At 70.1% G+C, this 20,055-nt stretch carries 19 protein-coding genes; 9 read left to right on the forward strand and 10 right to left on the reverse strand.

Translation table 11 applies throughout. The features are described 5' to 3' along the window. Positions 1-218 precede the first annotated feature (218 nt). Positions 219-1,724 carry an outer membrane protein assembly factor BamB family protein gene (locus tag JGS39_RS19075; protein ID WP_236065764.1) on the forward strand — a complete coding sequence of 502 codons (1,506 nt, stop codon included), beginning with the start codon at positions 219-221 and terminating at the stop codon, positions 1,722-1,724. A 70-nt stretch (positions 1,725-1,794) separates the two neighbouring features. Here the strand turns inward: JGS39_RS19075 and JGS39_RS19080 are convergent, their stop codons facing one another. Further along, positions 1,795-2,241 carry a hypothetical protein gene (locus tag JGS39_RS19080; RefSeq protein WP_219570376.1) on the reverse strand — a complete coding sequence of 149 codons (447 nt, stop codon included), beginning with the start codon at positions 2,239-2,241 and terminating at the stop codon, positions 1,795-1,797. Between the two features lie 212 nt (positions 2,242-2,453). Here JGS39_RS19080 and JGS39_RS19085 point away from each other — a divergent pair, with 212 nt between their 5' ends. After that, the gene (locus JGS39_RS19085; protein WP_219570377.1) at positions 2,454-3,149 is read left to right on the forward strand and encodes a helix-turn-helix transcriptional regulator; all 696 of its coding nucleotides are present in this window, start codon (positions 2,454-2,456) and stop codon (positions 3,147-3,149) included. Positions 3,150-3,208: 59 nt separating this feature from the next. Here the strand turns inward: JGS39_RS19085 and JGS39_RS19090 are convergent, their stop codons facing one another. Together JGS39_RS19090 and JGS39_RS19095 are read right to left on the reverse strand one after the other, a co-directional pair. After that, positions 3,209-3,505 carry a hypothetical protein gene (locus JGS39_RS19090; RefSeq protein ID WP_219570379.1) on the reverse strand — a complete coding sequence of 99 codons (297 nt, stop codon included), beginning with the start codon at positions 3,503-3,505 and terminating at the stop codon, positions 3,209-3,211. 15 nt (positions 3,506-3,520) lie between these two features. Continuing rightward, positions 3,521-5,191, reverse strand: coding sequence for a sodium:solute symporter family protein (locus tag JGS39_RS19095; protein ID WP_219570381.1), 1,671 nt, complete (start codon positions 5,189-5,191; stop codon positions 3,521-3,523). A 234-nt stretch (positions 5,192-5,425) separates the two neighbouring features. Between JGS39_RS19095 and galT the strand changes: the two genes are divergently transcribed. Genes galT through galK form a run of 3 tightly spaced genes read left to right on the forward strand, consistent with a single transcriptional unit; the run spans position 5,426 to position 8,609 of the window. Next, a complete protein-coding gene (galT, locus tag JGS39_RS19100; RefSeq protein ID WP_219570382.1) occupies positions 5,426-6,469 on the forward strand; it encodes a galactose-1-phosphate uridylyltransferase in 1,044 nt (347 codons plus the stop codon). Further along, complete coding sequence (gene galE, locus JGS39_RS19105; protein WP_219570383.1) at positions 6,466-7,446, forward strand: UDP-glucose 4-epimerase GalE; 981 nt, start codon at positions 6,466-6,468, stop codon at positions 7,444-7,446. Before galT ends, galE begins: the two co-directional genes overlap by 4 nt. Beyond that, positions 7,443-8,609 carry a galactokinase gene (gene galK / locus JGS39_RS19110; protein WP_219570384.1) on the forward strand — a complete coding sequence of 389 codons (1,167 nt, stop codon included), beginning with the start codon at positions 7,443-7,445 and terminating at the stop codon, positions 8,607-8,609. Before galE ends, galK begins: the two co-directional genes overlap by 4 nt. Before the next feature lie 39 nt (positions 8,610-8,648). Here galK and JGS39_RS19115 read toward each other — a convergent pair whose 3' ends face one another. Next, entirely contained in the window at positions 8,649-9,089 is a 441-nt protein-coding gene (locus tag JGS39_RS19115) for a GNAT family N-acetyltransferase (protein WP_219570385.1), read from the reverse strand. A gap of 279 nt (positions 9,090-9,368) precedes the next feature. On the opposite strand from JGS39_RS19115, the gene JGS39_RS19120 reads away from it, so the two are divergent. Then, a complete protein-coding gene (locus tag JGS39_RS19120) occupies positions 9,369-10,166 on the forward strand; it encodes a LuxR C-terminal-related transcriptional regulator (protein ID WP_219570399.1) in 798 nt (265 codons plus the stop codon). On the opposite strand, the gene JGS39_RS19125 is transcribed toward JGS39_RS19120, so the two are convergent. Further along, entirely contained in the window at positions 10,125-10,622 is a 498-nt protein-coding gene (locus tag JGS39_RS19125; protein ID WP_219570387.1) for a MarR family winged helix-turn-helix transcriptional regulator, read from the reverse strand. The genes JGS39_RS19120 and JGS39_RS19125 overlap by 42 nt on opposite strands. An 88-nt stretch (positions 10,623-10,710) precedes the next feature. Between JGS39_RS19125 and JGS39_RS19130 the strand changes: the two genes are divergently transcribed. Further along, on the forward strand, positions 10,711-11,508 hold the full coding sequence (locus tag JGS39_RS19130; RefSeq protein ID WP_219570388.1) for a trans-aconitate 2-methyltransferase: 798 nt from the start codon (positions 10,711-10,713) through the stop codon (positions 11,506-11,508). Next, entirely contained in the window at positions 11,508-11,891 is a 384-nt protein-coding gene (locus JGS39_RS19135) for a VOC family protein (protein ID WP_219570389.1), read from the forward strand. The genes JGS39_RS19130 and JGS39_RS19135 overlap by 1 nt, the downstream gene beginning before the upstream one ends. A 39-nt stretch (positions 11,892-11,930) precedes the next feature. Here the strand turns inward: JGS39_RS19135 and JGS39_RS19140 are convergent, their stop codons facing one another. From JGS39_RS19140 to JGS39_RS19150, 3 genes are all read right to left on the reverse strand, one after another. Continuing rightward, complete coding sequence (locus JGS39_RS19140) at positions 11,931-13,667, reverse strand: FG-GAP-like repeat-containing protein (protein WP_219570391.1); 1,737 nt, start codon at positions 13,665-13,667, stop codon at positions 11,931-11,933. A gap of 233 nt (positions 13,668-13,900) precedes the next feature. Continuing rightward, positions 13,901-14,587, reverse strand: a complete 687-nt coding sequence (locus JGS39_RS19145; protein WP_219570392.1) for a TetR/AcrR family transcriptional regulator — start codon at positions 14,585-14,587, stop codon at positions 13,901-13,903. Further along, complete coding sequence (locus JGS39_RS19150; protein WP_219570393.1) at positions 14,584-15,564, reverse strand: acyl-CoA desaturase; 981 nt, start codon at positions 15,562-15,564, stop codon at positions 14,584-14,586. The genes JGS39_RS19145 and JGS39_RS19150 overlap by 4 nt, the downstream gene beginning before the upstream one ends. Before the next feature lie 342 nt (positions 15,565-15,906). Between JGS39_RS19150 and ppc the strand changes: the two genes are divergently transcribed. Then, positions 15,907-18,636 (forward strand): phosphoenolpyruvate carboxylase, encoded by a 2,730-nt coding sequence (gene ppc, locus JGS39_RS19155; protein WP_219570395.1) that lies wholly within the window; start codon positions 15,907-15,909, stop codon positions 18,634-18,636. 27 nt (positions 18,637-18,663) lie between these two features. Here ppc and JGS39_RS19160 read toward each other — a convergent pair whose 3' ends face one another. Both JGS39_RS19160 and pth read right to left on the reverse strand, forming a co-directional pair. Further along, positions 18,664-19,134, reverse strand: coding sequence for a hypothetical protein (locus JGS39_RS19160; protein ID WP_219570397.1), 471 nt, complete (start codon positions 19,132-19,134; stop codon positions 18,664-18,666). Positions 19,135-19,241: 107 nt separating this feature from the next. Beyond that, entirely contained in the window at positions 19,242-19,835 is a 594-nt protein-coding gene (gene pth, locus JGS39_RS19165; protein WP_219570398.1) for an aminoacyl-tRNA hydrolase, read from the reverse strand. Between the last annotated feature and the right edge of the window lie 220 nt (positions 19,836-20,055).

Consider the following 20,055-nt stretch of genomic DNA (forward strand, 5'->3'; position numbering starts at 1 on the left):
GCGGCGGCTGGCCCTGCGGGAATCCGTACCCCTGCTGGGGCTGGCCCTGCGGGGGCGTCTGCGGGAATCCGTAACCGGGCTACGGCTACCCGCAGGGCCAGCCGCCGCAGCCCGGTTACGGATTCCCGCAGACGCCCCCGCAGGGCCAGCCCCAGCAGGGGTACGGATTCCCGCAGGGCCAGCCGCCGCAGCAGGGCTACGGCTACCCGACCGCCCCGATGCAGCAGCCGTACCAGCCGCAGCAGCCCGGCGGCAACGGGCCGAAGAAGTTCTCCACGCAGGCCCAGATCATCGTCGCCGCGGCGGTCGCCGTGGTGCTGATCGTCGGCGCCGGTGTCTGGTTCGTCTCCAGTGGCGGCGACGACAAGAAGAAGGACGAGGCGGTCAGCTCCGCCGGCACCACCGGTGAGAACAAGGGCGGTTCGGGCAGCGGCGGCATCGGCGGTGGCGGCAAGGAGAAGGCCCCGGCCGACATCAAGTCCCACGTCGGCTTCCAGCTTCCGCAGCCCAAGGTCACCGACGTCACCACGGTCGTAGGATCCTGGCTGACCGACAAGGCGTACGTGAAGACGGGCGCCAACGAGATCGTCGGCTACGACCCGGCCAAGGGCACCAAGCTCTGGTCGATCCCGCTGGACGGCCAGTTGTGCGCCGCCTCCCGGCACATGAGCAAGGACTTCAAGACGGCCATCGTCTTCGAGGAGGCCAAGCGGTCCGCAGCCAACAAGTACCCCAGCTGCAACCAGGTCGGTGCCCTCGACCTGAACACCGGCAAGCTCATGTGGAACAAGTCGATCACCGCCTCCACCGGTGGTGACCGCCCGGTCCGCTTCGACGAGGTCACGCTCAGCGGCAGCACGGTCGCCGCGGGCGGCACCGAGGGCGGCGCGGCCTTCGACCTGAACACCGGCGCCGAGCGCTGGAAGCCGAAGGTCAGCACCGACGGCTGCTACGACAAGGGATACGGCGGCGGCGAGGCACTCGCCGTGGTCCGCAAGTGCGGGACGTACGACGACCCGCAGCTCATCATCCAGGCCCTGAACCCGACGTCGGGTGCCCCGCTCTCCTCGTACAAGATGCCGACCGGTGTCGACTACGCGAGCATCGTCTCCACCAAGCCCCTGGTCGTCGCCGCCGATGTCGGCGACACCGCGGGTGACGGCAGCGGCATCTCGGACTTCTTCTCGATCGACCCGGCCAGTGGCAAGCTGCTCACCCGGATCGCGGCGGACGGCGAGAAGTACGCGGCGAGCTGCCGTGCCACGAAGGTCGAGAGCTGCCAGCACCTGGCCGTCGGCAACAACCGCATCTACGTGCCCACCGAGGAGCACGAGGGCACCGGGGAGTACGGCAACACCAACGAGATCGTGTCGTTCGACCTGACCACCGGGAAGCCGACCAGCGACCGGGCCGACGCGGGCGACCGGTACTCGATGTTCCCGGTCCGCATGGACGGCGGCAACCTGATCGCGTACAAGGAGCCCCCCTACGACAAGGGCGGCCAGATCGTCTCCATCGACGGTGCGACCTTCAAGCAGACCGTGCTGATGGACAACCCGGGCGACGAGTCCGTCCGGGATGCGGAGACCAGCTTCTCCTCGGACTACGCCGAGTACATCTACGGCAGCGGCAAGCTGTTCATCTCGGAGACGATGGTCAGCAAGCCGCGGGAGAGTTCGCTGAACGACAAGGAGTACCTCGTCGTCTCGTTCAGCACGAACTGACCGCAGGACATGGGTGAGGGGGTGGAGCCGGCCGGCTCCACCCCCTCACCCATGTCCTGCCCGAACCGGGTCAGGAGTTGGTGCTGTCGTCGAACGCCGGGTACATGATGCCGGACGAGACGCACTTCAGGATCGTGCTGCCCTCCATCTGGCACAGCTCGATCCGCGCGGTGCTGATCCAGCCACCGGGGTTGGCGTAACTGGTCGCGCCCCACGCGGTGCCGGCGCCGGTGGAGACCCGGTGGACCGGGAAGTAGTGGGTGCCGGCGTCGCCGGTGGTGATCAGACGCACGCCCACCGAGTGACCGTCCGCGTCCTTGTCCTTCACGTACAGGTAGAGCGGGTCGAGCTTGTACGGGTTCAGCCGCCAGGCCGCTTTCACCTCGGCGTATCCCCACGTCGTGGAGACGTCCTCGGCCGTGACGTTGGACGCGGCGGCGGCCGTCCCGGTGAACGCGGGCCCTGCCAGTACGGCACACGTGGCCGCCGAGACGAGCAGAGTCTTCTTGAGACGCAAGATTCCCCCAGAAGGTGATCCGGATAGGTCAGCATGGAGATTACAACAGGCAGTATTCGGCCATGATGGGCCATCAACTCGCTCTCAAAGCACCCGAAGTCGGCTATCTCGATCCTTCTGTCCGCCAATGGGCCCGCTGCCTCGAACAAGCGTGTAACTTGCCGGGTCTGTAGGGGGCCGGGGGGCCTGCCGGTGCGAGGGGGGAGTGCCCGATGGGTGTGCGGCTCATGGTGATCGACGACCACCGACTGCTCGCCGAGGCGCTCGCCTCGGCACTGAAACTGCGCGGGCACCGGGTGCTCGCCGCCGCCGCGCCCACCGCCGGGGCGGCTGAACTGGTCGTCAGCAGGGCGCCGGAGATCTGTCTGTTCGGCACGGCGGCACCCGCCGAACCGGGCACCTTCGACCCGGTCGTCAGGATCAGGCGCGAGCGCCCGCAGACCGCCGTGGTGGTCCTCGGCCCGGTGCCCAGCCCCCGCGGCATCGCTGCGGCCTTCGCGGCCGGCGCTGCGGGGTACGTCCGGCACGACGAACGCATCGAAGGCGTCGAGCGGGCGATGGCCAAGGTGCGCGCCGGTGAGGCGGCGATCGCGCCGCAACTGCTCCAGGGCGCCTTCGCCGAGCTGCTCAACCCGGCGGAGCAGCCGGACGACGAGGGCCGGCGGCTGCTGCAGATGCTCACACCGCGCGAGGTCGAGGTCCTGGTCCGGGTCGCCGAGGGCGAGGACACCCGGCTGATCGCGGCCGGCATGCGGATCGCGCCCAGCACGGCCCGTACCCATGTGCAGCGCGTGCTGATGAAGCTGGGTGTCGGCTCCCGGCTGGAGGCTGCGGCGCTCGCCGCCCGTACCGGACTGCTGGACCGGGCCGTGCTGGAGACGCCGCAGGGGCCGGACGCCGTCGGCTGACGGTGTCCGGCCCCAGGGTCTCTCGTTCGGAAGACCCTGCCCGCGGTACTGACCCGGGGTCAGTTACCGGGCGTGTCCGTGGTGTCCGGCGCGGCGGCCGGCGGCTGGACCGGGCGCAGCTTCATCCAGCCCAGGAAGAACAGTCCCAGGGCCAGCATGGCGATACCGGTCCACAGGTTGATGTGGACGCCCTCGGCCTTCTTCAGGTCGGCGTCGGACGGGCTGATCCCGGCGATGGTGACGATGACGCCGTACACCACGAAGAGACCGCCGATGATCGTCCGGATGTCGAACAGCCGGGCCGCCGTGGCGGACTTCTTCTCCAGATCGGAGACTTCCTTGTGCAGGTCGGACATGGTGGTTGACTCCGATCAGAACGAGTAGGGGACGTAGCACAGGGCGGCGAGCACGATCGCGCTCCAGCCCAGCAGCGCGGGCCTGCGGTACCAGGCGTCGTCGCCCTCCGCGGGCACCTCGTCGGAGTCCGGGGGCTCGGTTCCGTAGACGAGACCCGCCAGTTCCGCCTCGGGCTTGGGAGCCGTGAACAGGGTGACGACGACCATGACGACCGCACCGGCGACGAAGCCGACGATCGCGGAGACGAAGTTGGCGCCCTGGTCGCTCGGAATGTCGATGACACCCTGCTTGTAGATCACGAAGTAGTTGACCATCGCGGCCGTGGTGCCTGCCAGCAGGCCCCAGACACCCGACTTCACCGAGGCGCGCTTCCAGAACATGCCGATGATGAAGACGACGAAGAGCGGGACGTTGAAGAAGGAGAACAGCGTCTGGAGGTAGCTCATGATGTTGGAGAAGCTGGAGGCGATGAACGCCGTACCGATGGAGGCCAGCACCCCGAGCACCGTGATCTTGCGGCCGAAGCCCAGGTAGTAGGCGTCCGGCTGGTCCTTCTTCACGTACCGCGCCCAGATGTCCGTGGTGAACACGGTGTTGAACGAGGACACGTTGGCGGCCATGCCGGCCATGAACGCGGCCAGCAGACCGGTCACGGCGATGCCGAGCACGCCGTTGGGCAGCAACTCCCGCATCAGCAGCGGGATGGCGTCGTTGTAGGTCGTGTCCGAGCCGGCGGCGCCGATGTTGGGCACGACCACGGCGGCGACCAGGCCGGGGATCATCACGAGGAAGACGATGAACATCTTCGGGAACGCGGCGATCAGCGGGGTGCGCTGGGCGGCCGAGAGGTTCTTCGCGGACAGGGCGCGCTGCACCTCGGCGAAGTTGGTCGTCCAGTAGCCGAACGAGAGCACGAAGCCCAGGCCGAGGATGATCGTCAGCCAGTTGGCGCCCAGCGGGTTGGCGTCACCGATGCCGGTGCCGCCCCAGGCGGTCATGAAGTTCGCGCCGTGACTCGACTCCAGCGAGTCGCTCAGCCCGTCCCAGCCGCCGACGCGCTTGAGGCCCAGCACGGTCAGCGGGATCAGCGCGGCGAGGATGACGAAGAACTGCAGCACCTCGTTGTAGATCGCGGAGGAGAGCCCGCCGATGGTGATGTAGATCAGGACGAAGAGGCCCGCGACCACGATCGCGACCCACTGCGGCCAGCCGAGGAGCGCCTCCACGACGATCGACAGGGCGTACAGGTTCACGCCCGCGATCAGGACCGCCGAGAAGGCGAAGAGTATGGAGCTCAGCAGGTGAGCCGACTTGTCGAAGCGCTGGAGGAGGAACTCCGGTACGGAGCGCACCTTCGACCGGTAGTAGAAGGGCATCATCACGAGGCCCAGGAAGACCATGGCCGGGATGGCGCCGATCCAGTACCAGTGGACGACCGCGACGCCGTACTGCGCGCCGGTCGCCGCCATGCCGAGGATCTCCGTGGCGCCGAGATTCGCCGCGACGAAGGCCAGACCGGTCACCCATGCGGGCAGTGACCGTCCGGACAGGAAGAAGTCGAGGCTCGTCTTCACGCTCGACCGAGCGGCGAAGCCGATGCCGAGAACGACGACGAAGTAGATCGCCAGGATCGTGTAGTCGAGCCCGTTCGTGGGGAGCCGGAGCCCTGCAGCCAGATATTGCATGTGGGGGTACTCGCTTCGTTGCGCGAACTGAACCCGAAGGAAACTACGCTCTTGTGTTCAGAAACTGAACACTTCCGATGAGGTTCTTTGTTGGATTGTGATCGTATTGCCGAAAAGGGCGGCCTCAACCCTCTCCGGACCCCCGAGATTCACGCCACTCCCGCCACCGTCGACTCATTGACGAGCCTGTTGATTTGTGGTTCATTGTGTTTGGTTCTGTTTGGGAGGAGTCTGGTGAAGAAGACGGTTACGACGCTCGCCGACGGCCGGGAGCTGATCTACTACGACAGCCGTGACGACGTCGTGCGCGACGCGGTCGACGGGCGCCCGCTGGATCCCGTCTCGACCTCCTCCGAGGTCCGCCGCGACCCGCTCCTCGGCGACAGCGTCGCCATCGCCTCGCACCGCCAGGGCCGCATCTACCACCCTCCGGCCGACGAGTGCCCGCTCTGCCCCTCGCGGGAGGGCCGGCAGAGCGAGATCCCGGAGCCTGACTACGACGTCGCCGTCTTCGAGAACCGCTTCCCCTCGCTCGCCGGTGACTCCGGCCGCTGCGAGGTCGTCTGCTTCACCTCCGACCACAACGCCTCCTTCGCCGACCTCACCGAGGAGCAGGCCGGACTCGTCCTTGAGGCGTGGACCGACCGCACCGCCGAGCTCGCCGAGCTTCCCCAGGTCACGCAGGTGTTCTGCTTCGAGAACCGGGGCGCCGAGATCGGCGTCACGCTCGGCCACCCGCACGGCCAGATCTACGGCTACCCCTTCGTCACCCCGCGCACCGAGCTGATGCTCCGCTCCGCCGCGGCCCACCGCGCGGAGACCGGCGGCAACCTCTTCGACGACGTCGTCGCCCGCGAGGAGGCCGACGGTTCACGGATCGTGCTGGCCGGCGAGCACTGGGTGGCCTTCGTGCCGTACGCCGCGCACTGGCCGTACGAGGTCCATCTGTACCCGCGCCACCGCGTCGCCGACCTGCGGCAGCTCGACGAGGCGGCCCGCACGGAATTCCCACAGGTCTATCTGGAACTCTTGAGGCGATTCGACCGGATCTTCGGCCCCGGCGAGCCGCCGACCCCGTACATCTCCGCCTGGCACCAGGCACCGTTCGGAGTCGAGGGGCGGGAGGACTTCGCGCTCCATCTGGAGCTTTTCACCATCCGACGTACCTCCGGCAAGCTGAAGTTCCTCGCGGGTTCCGAATCCGGCATGAGCGTGTTCATCAACGACGTGCCGCCGGAGACCGCGGCCCAGCGACTGCGAGAGGTAGCGAGCGAGTGAGCAAGTCCCCGAAGAAGTACCTGGTGACCGGCGGCGCGGGATACGTGGGCAGTGTGGTCGCCCAGCACCTGCTGGAGGCGGGGCACGCCGTCACCGTCCTCGACGACCTCTCCACCGGTTTCCGCGAGGGCGTCCCGGCCGGCGCCGAGTTCATCGAGGGCCGCATCCAGGACGCCGCCAAATGGCTGGACTCCTCCTACGACGGGGTGCTGCACTTCGCCGCGTACTCCCAGGTCGGCGAGTCCGTCGCCGACCCGGAGAAGTACTGGGTCAACAACGTCGGCGGCTCCACCGCCCTGCTCGCCGCGATGCGCGACGCAGGGGTGCGCACCCTGGTCTTCTCCTCCACCGCGGCCACCTACGGCGAGCCGGTCTCCAGCCCCATCACCGAGGCCGACCCCACCGCCCCGACCAGCCCGTACGGCGCCACCAAGCTCGCCGTCGACCACATGATCACCGGCGAGGCGGCCGCCCACGGCCTGGCCGCCGTCTCGCTGCGCTACTTCAACGTGGCGGGGGCGTACGGCAGCTGCGGCGAGCGGCACAGCCCCGAGTCCCACCTCATCCCGCTGGTCCTCCAGGTCGCGCTCGGGCAGCGCGCGTCGATCTCCGTCTACGGCGACGACTACCCCACCCCCGACGGCACCTGCGTCCGCGACTACATCCACGTCGCCGACCTCGCCGAGGCCCACCTGCTGGCCCTCGACGCCGCCACCGGGGGCGAGCACCTGATCTGCAACCTCGGCAACGGCAACGGCTTCTCGGTCCGCGAGGTCATCGAGACGGTCCGCCAGGTCACCGGCCACCCGGTCCCCGAGACCGCGGCCCCGCGCCGCGGCGGCGACCCGGCCGTGCTCGTCGCCTCCGCCGCCACCGCCAGGGAGCGCCTCGGCTGGCAGCCGTCCCGCGCCGACCTGGCCGGAATCGTCACCGACGCCTGGACGTTCGCCCGCCGAGAGGAGCCCACCGCACCATGACCGACCACGCTGAGCTGACCGCCTCGTTCACCGCGCTCTACGGGACCGAGCCCGAGGGAATCTGGGCCGCCCCCGGCCGGGTCAACCTGATCGGCGAGTACACCGACTTCAACGACGGCTTCGTGATGCCGCTCGCCCTGCCGCACACCGCACGGGCCGCCGTCGCCCGCCGTACCGACGGTGAGCTGCGGCTGCACTCCACCGACGTGCCCGGCGGCGTCGTCCAGCTCCGCGTCGACGAGCTGGCCCCGCATTCGGGCCACGGCTGGGCCGCCTACCCGGCCGGTGTCGTCTGGGCGCTGCGCGAGGCCGGCCACGACATCACCGGCGCCGACATCCAGCTGTCCTCCACCGTCCCCACCGGCGCCGGCCTCTCCTCGTCCGCCGCCCTCGAAGTGGTGACCGGACTGGCCATGAGCGACCTCTTCGGACTCGGCCTCACCGCCGCCGAGCTCGCGGTCCTCGGCCAGCGTGCCGAGAACGCGTTCGTCGGCGTCCCCTGCGGCGTCATGGACCAGATGGCGTCGGCCTGCTGCACCGAGGGCCATGCCCTGCACCTGGACACCCGCGACCTCACCCAGCGCCAGGTCCCCTTCGACCTGGCCGCCCACGGTCTGCGTCTCCTGGTCGTCGACACCCGCGTCAAGCACGCGCTGGGCGACGGCGCCTACGCGGAGCGGCGGGCCGGCTGCGAGGAGGGCGCCCGGCTGCTCGGCATCCGCACCCTGCGCGAACTCCCGTACGCGGAGCTGGGCACGGCGCTCGACACGCTGGCAGCGTCCGGCGCCGACGAGTCCGTCGTGCGCTACGTACGCCATGTGGTCGGCGACAACCAGCGCGTCGAGCAGGTCATCGCGCTGCTCGACTCCGGCGAGGTGCGCGCGGCGGGTCCGGTCCTCACCGCCGGGCATGTCTCGCTCCGCGACGATCTGCGCGTGTCCTGCGTGGAGTTGGACCTCGTCGTCGAGACGGCGAACGCGGCCGGCGCACTCGGTGCGCGGATGACCGGCGGCGGCTTCGGCGGCTCGGCGATCGTGCTCGTCGAGGAGTCGCAGGAGGACACCGTCACCAAGTCCGTGCGGGAGGCGTTCGCCGCGGCCGGGTACGCGGCCCCGGGCGTGTTCCCCGCGGTGCCGTCCGCGGGAGCCCGCCGGCTCGTCTGAGCCGGCCGGTCCGGCCGGGGCGCGCCCCGGCCGGACCGGTCAGAGCTCCTTGACGAGGGTGAACTCGGTGATGCCCGGCGGGTAGTTCTCGATCCGCCCCCGCACCTCGTAACCCCGCTTCCGGTAGAAGTCAGGGGCCTGGAAGTCCCAGGTCTCCACCCGGGAGCGGACGCAGGACCGCTCGGTCCCGGCCACGCGTTCCGCCTCGGCGAGCAGCCGCGAGCCGAGGCCGGAACCGCGATGGCGGGCGTCGACCCAGAGCAGGTCCACATGGAGCCAGGTCGCCCAGGTGCGGCCGGTCAGTCCCGCGGCGAGCCGGTCATCGGCGTCCAGCGCCCATACCTCCAGCGGGACTTCGAGCGCTGCCGGCGTATCGCGCAGGGCGCGCAGCCGCGGTGAGCGAGCGGTGTTGTCGTCGCGCAGCCATTTGTTCAGCAGCTGACGTCGCTCTTTGTCCACTTCTGTCTCAAGACGGAACATGAGCAACACCCTAGGACCCGACTCTCTGTCAGTTCTGCGAATTACCTTCCCCCCGGAGCCGCCGCCCGTACCCTGATGCACAGCACCGGTGGGGGCCGGTGCTGATTCAGGGGTACGAGACAGCCGGGTGCGACGCCCGGGCGGGAGGGCAGTCGGTGCACGGCGGCGGCCGTGGACTGCGGTTCAACTCCCCGATCCGGGCGTCGTACCCGCGCCGGTCCGTCCCTGCCGGGGGCCGCATCCTTCGCGCGCCCCAGAACACACAGCATGGGGGTGCCTGTGGCCCGTATCCGGGTTCTCGTCGTCGACGACCACCGCATTTTCGCCGAGTCGCTCGCCGCGGCGCTGGCAGCCGAGCCCGACGTCGACGTGGCCGCGGCGGGCAACGGCCCGGCCGCCCTGCGCTGCCTGGAACGCGCGGCGTCCGAGGGCCGCGGTTACGACGTGATACTCGTCGACGCCGAACTGGGCATCCTGCGCCCGCCCGGCCGCCCGGCCGCGGGCCAGGTCCCGGTGCCCGCGCCGAACGCCGGGGAGAACCGCCTGGTCGACGGCATCTCCCTGGTCGCCGGCATCCGCTCGCTGCGGTGCCAGGTGCGTACGGTGGTGCTCGCCGAGAAGGACGACCCGCGCCGGGCGGCGCTCGCGCTCCAGGCGGGCGCCTGCGGCTGGGTCGCCAAGGACAGCTCGCTGCAACGGCTGCTCGCGGTGATCCGGGGCGTGCTGCGCGACGAGACGCATCTGCCGCCCGCGCTGCTCACGGGCGTGCTGCGGGAGCTGATGGCGGACCGCAAGCACCGCACCGAGAGCGAACAGCTCGTCGAGTCCCTGACCCCGCGGGAGCGCGAGGTGCTGCGCTGCATGGTGGCGGGCCTGGGCCGCAAGGCGGTGGCGGAGCGGCTCTTCCTCTCCCCGCACACGGTGCGTACGCACATGCAGAACGTGCTGGGGAAGCTGGGCGTGCACTCGACGCTGGCGGCGGTCGCGCTGGCCCGGCGGGCGGGCGTCGGTCCCGCAGACCTGGCGGCGCCGGTCCTAGCCGGGGACGTTGTCGAACGGGGCGGTCAACTGGCGTAGCAGTCCCGCCAGTTCACCCCGCTGCTGACGGGAGAGTTCGCCCAGGATGGCACGTTCCTGGGCGAGCAGGCCGGCCAGTGACTGGTCCGCCTTGTCGCGGCCCTCCGCGGTGAGCCGGACCAGCACGCCGCGGCGGTCGGTGGGGTCGGGCAGCCGCTCGACGAGGTTCTTCTTGGTCAGCCGGTCGATGCGGTTGGTCATCGTGCCCGACGTGACCAGGGTCTGGGTGAGGAGCTGGCCGGGCGAGAGCTGGTACGGGGAGCCGGCGCGGCGCAGCGACGTGAGGACGTCGAACTCCCACGGCTCCAGATGGTGCTCGGCGAAGGCGATTCTGCGGGCCCGGTCGAGATGGCGGGCCAGGCGGGAGACGCGGCTGAGGACCTCGAGCGGTTCCACGTCGAGGTCGGGGCGCTCTCGGCGCCATGCAGCGACCAGTCGGTCGACCTCGTCCTCCATGTGGATCAGTGTAGAGGGTCTGTCGACATGAAGTCTCTTGAATTCAAGTGTCTTGACATCAAGATACCTCGGGTCGATCCTGGACGGCATGACCGCACCTCTCTGGGATCCGCAGCAGTACCTGCGCCACGCGGACCACCGCACCCGCCCCTTCCGCGACCTGCTGGCCCGCGTCCCCGAGCTGCCGGACGCCCCCGCACCCCGCATCGCCGACCTCGGATGCGGCGCGGGCAACGTCACCGCCCTGCTCGCCGAGCGCTGGCCCCGGGCCCGTATCACCGGCTACGACAACTCCCCGCAGATGCTGGAACGGGCCCGCGCCCACGCCACCGCCCTGCTGGACTTCGCCGAGGCCGACGCCGCGACCTGGACCCCGTCGGAGCCGTACGACCTGATCGTCTCCAACGCCCTGCTCCAGTGGGTTCCCGGCCACGCCGGCCGCTTCCCGGACTGGCTGGACGCGCTCACCCCCGGCGGCACGTTCGCCCTCCAGGTTCCGGGCAACTTCGATCAGCCCTCGCACGCCCTGATGCGCGAGCTCGCCGAGTCCCCGCGCTGGCGCTCCCGTCTGGGAGGGAGCCTGCGCCACGCGGACGCGGTCCTGAGCCCGGCCGGCTACCTGGAACACCTCACGGCCCCCGGCATCACCGCCGACGTCTGGGAGACCACCTACCTCCACCTCCTGCACGGCGAGGACGCCGTCCTCGACTGGGTGAAGGGAACCGGCCTGCGCCCGGTCCTCACCACCCTCGCCGACGACGAGAAGGCCCGGGACGCCTTCCTCGCCGAGTACCGCGACCTGCTGCGCGCCGCCTACCCCGCGGGCCCGCACGGCACGGTCTTCCCGTTCCGCCGCCTGTTCGCCGTCGCCCACCGGGAGAAGTGATGATCGCCGCCCTCGACCACGTCCAGCTGGCCGCCCCCGAAGGCTCGGAGGAGGCGCTGCGCGCGTACTACGTGGACATCCTCGGCATGACGGAGATGCCCAAGCCCCCGGTCCTGGCCGCCCGCGGCGGCTGCTGGTTCCAAGCGGGCCCGGTCCAGCTCCACGTGGGCATCGAGGCGGACTTCCGCCCGGCCCGCAAGGCGCACCCGGGCCTGCGCGTCCGGGACATCGAGGCCTTCGCGGCCCGGCTGACGGAGCGGGGCGCCGAGGTCCGCTGGGACGGGGACCTGCCGGGCCACCGCCGCTTCTTCAGCCACGACCCGGTGGGCAACCGGCTGGAGTTCCTGGAACCGGACGGGGCCCCGGCACCGGAAAACCGGTGACGGGGCCCCGCCCTCGTGATGGTGCGGTCGTGCGGTTGATCAGTACAGGTTGGCGTACGTTCCCCAGCCGCCGCCGAGCCTCGCCCGGGCGCCGAACTTGCCGGTGCCGGTCGAGGTGTAGCGGTAGAGGTCGCCCTTGCCGTCGACACCCACGAGGTCGGCCTTGCCGTCCCCGTTGATGTCGCCGGGCGCGGCCAGCTTCTTGTACGTGTTCCAGCCCCCGCCGATGTTCACGCGGGACTTGAACGGCTTCGACGCGACGCCCGTACCCGGGTAGAGGTAGAGCGTGCCGCCCTTGGTGCGGGCGAGCAGGTCGGTGCGGCCGTCGCCGTTGTAGTCACCGGCCCCGACCAGCTTGTCGTACGCGTCCCAGCCGCCGCCGACATTGATCCGGGAGGCGAACGAGGTAGCCGTGCCGTAGCCCCGGTAGAGGTAGAGCGTGCCGCCCTTGGTGCGGGCCAGCAGGTCGCCCTTGCCGTCACCGCTGAGGTCACCGGGGCCGACGAGGCTGTTGTAGACGCCCCAGCCGTTGCCGATGGCGTAATTCTCGTTGTACAGCGTGCCGGCATACAGCTCCAGCAGCTCGGCCCGGCCGTCGTTGTCGAGCGACGACGTGAAGGTGAGGTTGGCGCCGCCCCAGCCCCCGCTCGTACCGACCGCCTGCCGTGCGGCGAACAGGCCGTTGTTCTTCGGGTAGTACCAGAACAGGCTGCCCTTGGTGTCGAGCCCGAACATCTCGTTCTTGCCGAAGTCGGGGTTGCCTCCCGCTCCGACGAACTGCGACGCCACGTACCAGCCGGTGCCGCCGCCCGAACGGGTGAGGAAGCTGCCCACGCCCGTCGACTCGTAGTAATACATCGCGCCGGCCGTCGTCCGGGCGACGATGTCGCCGAGGCCGTCACCGTTGGCATCGTCGACGCCGATGATCTGGTTGTACGTGTTCCAGCCGTTGCCGACCTTCACGCGCCCCGCGAACGGCTTGGCGGCGTTGCCGGTGCCGGCGTAGAAGTACAGCTCACCGGCGGGCGTACGGGTGAAGAAGTCGGCGATGCCGTCGCCCGTCACGTCGTTGGCGCCGACCAGCTGGTCGTAGGCACCCCAGCCGTTGCCGACCTTGACCCGTGACTTGAACGGGTTGCTGTTGACCGCGCCGTTGGCGACGTACAGATACAGCTCGCCCGACGGCGTGCGGGCCAGCATGTCGCCGCGGCCGTCACCGGTCAGATCCCCGGCGCCGACCAGCTTGTTGTAGATCTGCCAGCCCATGCCGGACCACGTGGCGTAACCGGTGTTGTTGTCGCTCTGGCTCTGGAAGAGCGAGAGCGTGCCGGTGGCGGACAGCGTCAGGAACTCGGGGCGGCCGTTGCCGTCCAGGTCGCCGGGCGCGACGAGGTCCTTGTACTGCTCGTTGGAGTCGCCGTAGATCGTGTATTCGTGCGAGTCCGCGCCGGTCGACGGCTCGACGTACACCTTGCCGTTGATCGCGCGGTACATCGTGTCGCTGTAACCGTCGCCGTCCATGTCCAGGCGCGGCTTCGCGGGCACGACCGCGGCGGCACCGGCACCCTCGACGGCCGCCGCACGCGACTTCTGCGCCGGGTGCTCAGGGAGCGTGAGGGACGGAAGCGAGCCGAGAGCCGGTACGGGCTGCTCGACCGCGGTGCGGTGCGGTGCGGTGTCATCGGCCGAGGCCGGGGCGGCCAGCAGCATGCCGGCCGAGAGAACGAGAGCGGTGCAGGCCGCGATCCGGCCCGCGCGCTTCGAGCGCGCGGGCATGGCACGACGGCCGGGTTCCACAGAAGACAAAGCCCCCCCAGGGGTAAGTGGTGGAACCGGGAGAAACGCCTTCACAGGTGCATTACATGCAGGGTGAAGCATTCCCGGGATGGTCACAGACTCTACAACCGTGACCGGGGGGACTGAAGTGATTTAGCAGTGAACGACATCTCGGATCGGACACACGGCGGGAGTAATCGGACACGCGGTGGGGAGCAATCGGGCACCCCCGCTCAGCTCTTGCGATGTCCGATCAGCCGCGGCTTCGACTCCAGGTTCTCCAGACCGTGCCAGGCCAGGTTCACCAGATGGGCGGCGACCTCCGCCTTCTTCGGCTTCCGGGCGTTCACCCACCACTGACCGGTCAGCGCCACCATGCCGACCAGCGCCTGCGCGTACAGGGGAGCCAGCTTCGCGTCGAAGCCCCGGGCCTTGAACTCCAGGCCCAGGATGTCCTCCACCTGCGTGGCGATATCGCTGATGAGAGAGGCGAACGTGCCCGTCGACTGGGCCACCGGCGAGTCACGGACCAGGATGCGGAAACCGTCCGTGTACGTCTCGATGTAGTCCAGCAGCGCGAACGCCGCCTGCTCCAGAAGTTCACGCGGATGTCCGGCGGTCAGCGCACTGGTCACCATGTCCAGGAGCTGACGCATCTCCCGGTCCACCACCACGGCGTACAGCCCCTCCTTGCCGCCGAAGTGCTCGTACACGACCGGTTTGGAGACTCCGGCGCGTGCCGCGATCTCCTCCACCGACGTGCCCTCGAACCCCTTGTCGGCGAAGAGGGTGCGACCGATGTCCAGCAGCTGCTCGCGGCGTTCCTTCCCGGTCATCCGCACCCGGCGGGTACGCCGGGCGGACGGTGCGCGGGTGTTCTCGCTGCTTGTGCTTCCATCGGTCGCCACGTCGTCAATCATGCCGCGTCGGCCTGCGCGGGGTGGCGCCGGGACTCGATACGCGCGGAGTCGGGCCAGCGCACGTCGCTCGCCCAGCCGAGCTTCTCGAACCAGCGGATCAGCCGGGCACTCGAGTCGATCTGACCCCGCATCACCCCGTGCCGCGCACTCGTCGGGTCGGCGTGGTGCAGGTTGTGCCAGGACTCACCGCACGACAGGACCGCCAGCCACCACACGTTGCCGGACTTGTCACGGGACTTGAACGGGCGCTTGCCGACCGCGTGACAGATCGAGTTGATCGACCAGGTCACATGGTGCAGCAGCGCGACCCGGACCAGCGAGCCCCAGAAGAACGCGGTCGCCGCACCCCACCACGACATCGTGACCAGGCCACCGACCAGCGGCGGAATGGCCAGCGAGACGATCGTGAACGAGAGGAAGTGCCGGGAGATCCCGCGGATTGCCGGGTCCTTGATCAGATCGGGGGCGTACTTCTGCTGAGGCGTCCGCTCCTCGTCGAACATCCAGGCGATGTGCGCCCACCACAGGCCCTTCATCAGGGCCGGCAGGGTCTCGCCGAAACGCCACGGGGAGTGCGGGTCACCCTCCGCGTCCGAGAAACGGTGATGCTTGCGGTGATCGGCCACCCAGCGGACCACCGGACCCTCCACGGCCAGCGAACCGGCCACGGCCAGGGCGATACGGAGCGGACGCTTCGCCTTGAACGAGCCGTGGGTGAAGTACCGGTGGAAACCGATCGTGATGCCATGGCAGCCGATGAAGTACATCGCGACCAGCAGGCCCAGATCGAGCCAGCTCACACCGCGGCCCCAGGCCAGCGGCACCGCCGCGACCAGGGCCACGAACGGCACGACGATGAACAGCAGCAGCGCGATCTGCTCGATCGACCGCTTGTTGTCCCCGCCGAGCGTGGCGAGGGGGAGAACCTGACCGTCGGCCGCCTCGGCGGCCTCGATCACTTCGGGGCTGGACTTCATGGGGAGTCCCCTGTGGGTAGGAATGCTGCGGACAGGCAGGGCTACGCACCCGTAACCTACGGCGTCGTAAGTATGGCAGCGGTGAGGCCCGCCACACGAGAGGCCGACGGACCGGGCACGGACCGGTGCCGTACTGGGTAGGGGACAGAGAGCGCACCCCGCACGTACCCGCCATGAACAGCGGGCACGCCTCGGGGCGCGAACAGCGCCGACAGCACGGACACCTATCCTGGGGAGGTCGGACAGCGCGGTCCGCACCCTGCCACCCGGGGGGTCGCGTCGGCACCGCGCCGGCCGCGGGCCCCGGATCCCGTGCTCAACCACTGCAAGGAGCCGCACACTGTGAGCAGTGCCGACCAGACCCCTGCCGCCAGCCCCGAGCTGCGCGCCGACATCCGCCGCCTCGGTGACCTGCTGGGCGAGACCCTCGTACGCCAAGAGGGGCAGGAGCTCCTCGACCTCGTCGAGCGCGTCCGCGCCCTGACCCGCACCGACGGCGAGGCCGCGGCCGAGCTTCTCGGCGACACGGACCTGGAGACCGCCGCGCAGCTCGTGCGCGCCTTCTCCACCTACTTCCACCTCGCGAACGTCACCGAGCAGGTCCACCGCGCCCACGAGATGCGCGACCGGCGCGCAGCCGAGGGCGGTCTCCTCGCCCGCACCGCCGACCGGCTCAAGGACGCGGACCCCGAGCACCTGCGCGAGACCGTCAAGAACCTCAACGTCCGGCCGGTCTTCACCGCGCACCCGACCGAGGCCGCCCGGCGCTCCGTGCTGAACAAGCTCCGCCGCATCGCCGCACTCCTGGAGACCCCGGTCATCGAGGCCGACCGGCGCCGCCAGGACATCCGGCTCGCCGAGAACATCGACCTCATCTGGCAGACCGACGAGCTGCGCGTGGTCCGCCCGGAGCCCGCCGACGAGGCCCGCAACGCGATCTACTACCTCGACGAGCTCCACGCCAACGCCGTGGGCGACGTCCTGGAGGACCTGGCCGCCGAACTGGAGCGCGTCGGCGTCGAACTGCCCGCCGGCACCCGCCCCCTCACCTTCGGCACCTGGATCGGCGGCGACCGCGACGGCAACCCCAACGTGACGCCCGCCGTCACCTGGGAGGTGCTGATCCTCCAGCACGAGCACGGCATCACCGACGCCCTCGAACTCGTCGACCAGCTGCGCGGACTGCTCTCCAACTCCATCCGCTACACCGGAGCCACCGACGAGCTCCTCGCCTCCCTCCAGGCCGACCTGGAGGCGCTTCCCGAGATCAGCCCGCGCTACAAGCGGCTGAACGCGGAGGAGCCCTACCGGCTCAAGGCCACCTGCATCCGGCAGAAGCTCGTCAACACCCGCGAGCGCCTCGCCTCCGGCACCCCGCACCGCCCGGGCTGCGACTACCTCGGCACCGCCGAGCTCGTCGCCGACCTGGCCCTCATCCAGACCTCGCTGCGCGAGCACAAGGGCGGCATCGTCGCCGACGGCCGGATGGACCGCACCATCCGCACGCTCTCCGCGTTCGGCCTCCAGCTCGCCACCATGGACGTGCGCGAACACGCCGACGCCCACCACCACGCGCTCGGCCAGCTCTTCGACCGCCTCGGCGAGGAGTCCTGGCGCTACGCCGACATGCCGCGCGACTACCGGCAGAAGCTGCTCGCCAAGGAGCTCCGCTCCCGTCGCCCGCTCGCCCCGACCCCGGCCCCGCTGGACGCCGCGGGCGAGAAGACCCTCGGCGTCTTCCACACCATCAGCCAGGCCTTCGAGCGCTTCGGCCCCGAGGTCATCGAGTCCTACATCATCTCGATGTGCCAGGGCGCCGACGACGTCTTCGCCGCGGCGGTCCTCGCCCGTGAGGCCGGACTCCTCGACCTGCACGGCGGCTGGGCCAAGATCGGCATCGTGCCGCTCCTGGAGACCACCGACGAGCTCAAGGCCGCCGACGTCATCCTCGACGAGATGCTCGCCGACCCGTCCTACCGCCGTCTCGTCTCGCTCCGCGGCGACGTCCAGGAGGTCATGCTCGGGTACTCCGACTCCTCCAAGTTCGGCGGCATCACCACCTCCCAGTGGGAGATCCACCGCGCCCAGCGCCGGCTCCGCGACGTCGCCCACCGCTACGGCGTACGGCTGCGCCTCTTCCACGGCCGCGGCGGCACCGTCGGCCGCGGCGGCGGCCCCTCGCACGACGCGATCCTCGCGCAGCCGTGGGGCACGCTGGAGGGCGAGATCAAGGTGACCGAGCAGGGTGAGGTCATCTCCGACAAGTACCTCATCCCGGCGCTCGCCCGCGAGAACCTGGAGCTGACCGTCGCGGCCACCCTCCAGGCCTCCGCGCTGCACACCGCACCCCGTCAGTCCGACGAGGCCCTGGCCCGCTGGGACGCGGCCATGGACACCGTCTCGGACGCCGCCCACGCCGCGTACCGCAAGCTGGTCGAGGACCCCGACCTGCCGACGTACTTCCTCGCCTCCACCCCGGTGGACCAGCTCGCCGACCTGCACCTGGGCTCGCGGCCCTCCCGCCGCCCCGGCTCGGGCGTCTCGCTCGACGGCCTGCGCGCCATCCCGTGGGTCTTCGGCTGGACCCAGTCGCGGCAGATCGTGCCCGGCTGGTACGGCGTCGGCTCCGGCCTCAAGGCATTGCGCGAGGCCGGCCTGGACACCGTCCTGGACGAGATGCACGAGCAGTGGCACTTCTTCCAGAACTTCCTCTCGAACGTCGAGATGACCCTGGCCAAGACCGACCTGCGCATCGCCCGGCACTACGTCGACACGCTCGTCCCCGACGAGCTCAAGCACGTCTTCGACGCCATCGAGGCCGAGCACGCGCTGACCGTGCGGGAAGTCCTCAAGATCACCGGCAACACCGAACTGCTCGGCACCAGCCCGGTGCTCCAGCAGACCTTCGCCATCCGCGACGCCTACCTGGACCCGATCTCCTACCTCCAGGTGTCCCTGCTGGCCCGCCAGCGCCAGGCGGCCGAGCGCGGCGAGGAAGCCGACCCGCTGCTCGCCCGAGCCCTGCTGCTCACCGTCAACGGTGTCGCGGCCGGGCTGCGCAACACCGGCTGATCCACGCGGTCGCGGGGCGGGGTCCCCTCACAGGGCGATGAACGTCGCCACGAGCAGGGCCCCGCCCGCGATCCCCGCGCCCCAGCCCACCCGGGGCAGTCGCAGACCGCCGCCGATCACCAGACCGGCCAGCACCAGCGCCCCGCCCAGCGGCATCCACGCATGCAGGAAACCCGGCGTCCCGGTGCGTACGACCTCGAAGGTGTCGGGCTTCACGACGACGGGGAAACGATCCCCCTTCTTCGCCGCCACGGACTTCTCGACCGACACCCGGGAGCGCGCGGCCCCGCCGTCGGCCGGCGTGTAGGGGCCCGTGCAGACCTCGCTGCCGCACCCCGTGACCGTCATCGTCCCGTGCTCGCGGCCCTTCGCCAGCACGATGTGGTGGGCCGAGTCCCACGAGGACAGCACGCCCGCGACGAGCAGCAGCAGGACGACGCAGCCGAGCGCCGCGCTGCGGCCGTACTGCAGGGCACGGTGGGAGGAGCTGCGCTTCATGGGGGCCGATCCTTGGCCAGGGCCCTGCGGTCGGTCAAGCTGTGGCCGAAAACAGCCCACTTACCGGCGGGTATGTCGGGATTGGTGAACGCCGGCCCCGCCGGGACTCAGGAGTTGTACGCGCTCTGCGCGCGCTCCAGCCCCTCCGCCAGCAGGCACTCCACCGAGTCCGCCGCCCGGTCCACCAGGAACGCGAGCTCCTTGCGCTCCGTGGACGAGAAGTCCTTCAGTACGAAGTCCGCGACCTGCATCCGGCCCGGCGGACGCCCGATCCCGAACCGGATCCGGTGATAGCCGGGACCCATCGACTTCGTCATCGACTTCAGGCCGTTGTGCCCGTTGTCGCCGCCGCCCAGTTTCAGCCGCAGCGTCCCGTAGTCGACGTCCAGCTCGTCATGCACCGCGACGACATGGTCGAGCGGCACCTTGTAGAAGTCGCGCAGCGCCGTGACCGGGCCGCCCGACAGGTTCATGTACGACATCGGCTTGGCCACGACCACCCGGCGGCTCAGCGGTCCGGGCGGGCCGATCCGGCCCTCCAGTACCTGCGCCTGGGCCTTGGGGGCACGCTTGAACTTCCCGCCGATCCGCTCCGCGAGCAGGTCGGCGACCATGAAGCCGACGTTGTGCCGGTTCGCCGCGTACTCGGGACCGGGATTGCCCAGGCCCACGATCAGCCAGGGGTCAGTGGCGTCGGACATGGCGCTGGGTCTCCTCGCGTACGGGCGGGTGGCGGCAGGAACAGGGAAACGGGGCGGCGGCCTCCTTGCGGAGATCCGCCACCCCGTCAGTCAAGCAGGTGGGGCAAGGCTGAGAGAGGCCGGTCATCGGGGGGCGGCGTCGCGGGGCTGGGCACGCGCATCTGCGGCGTTGTCGTCAATCACCATGGCTCCGCCATGCTTCAATCCTCCGCCTTGCAGC

This window comes from Streptomyces poriferorum, from assembly GCF_019399235.1.
GTDB lineage: Bacteria > Actinomycetota > Actinomycetes > Streptomycetales > Streptomycetaceae > Streptomyces > Streptomyces poriferorum.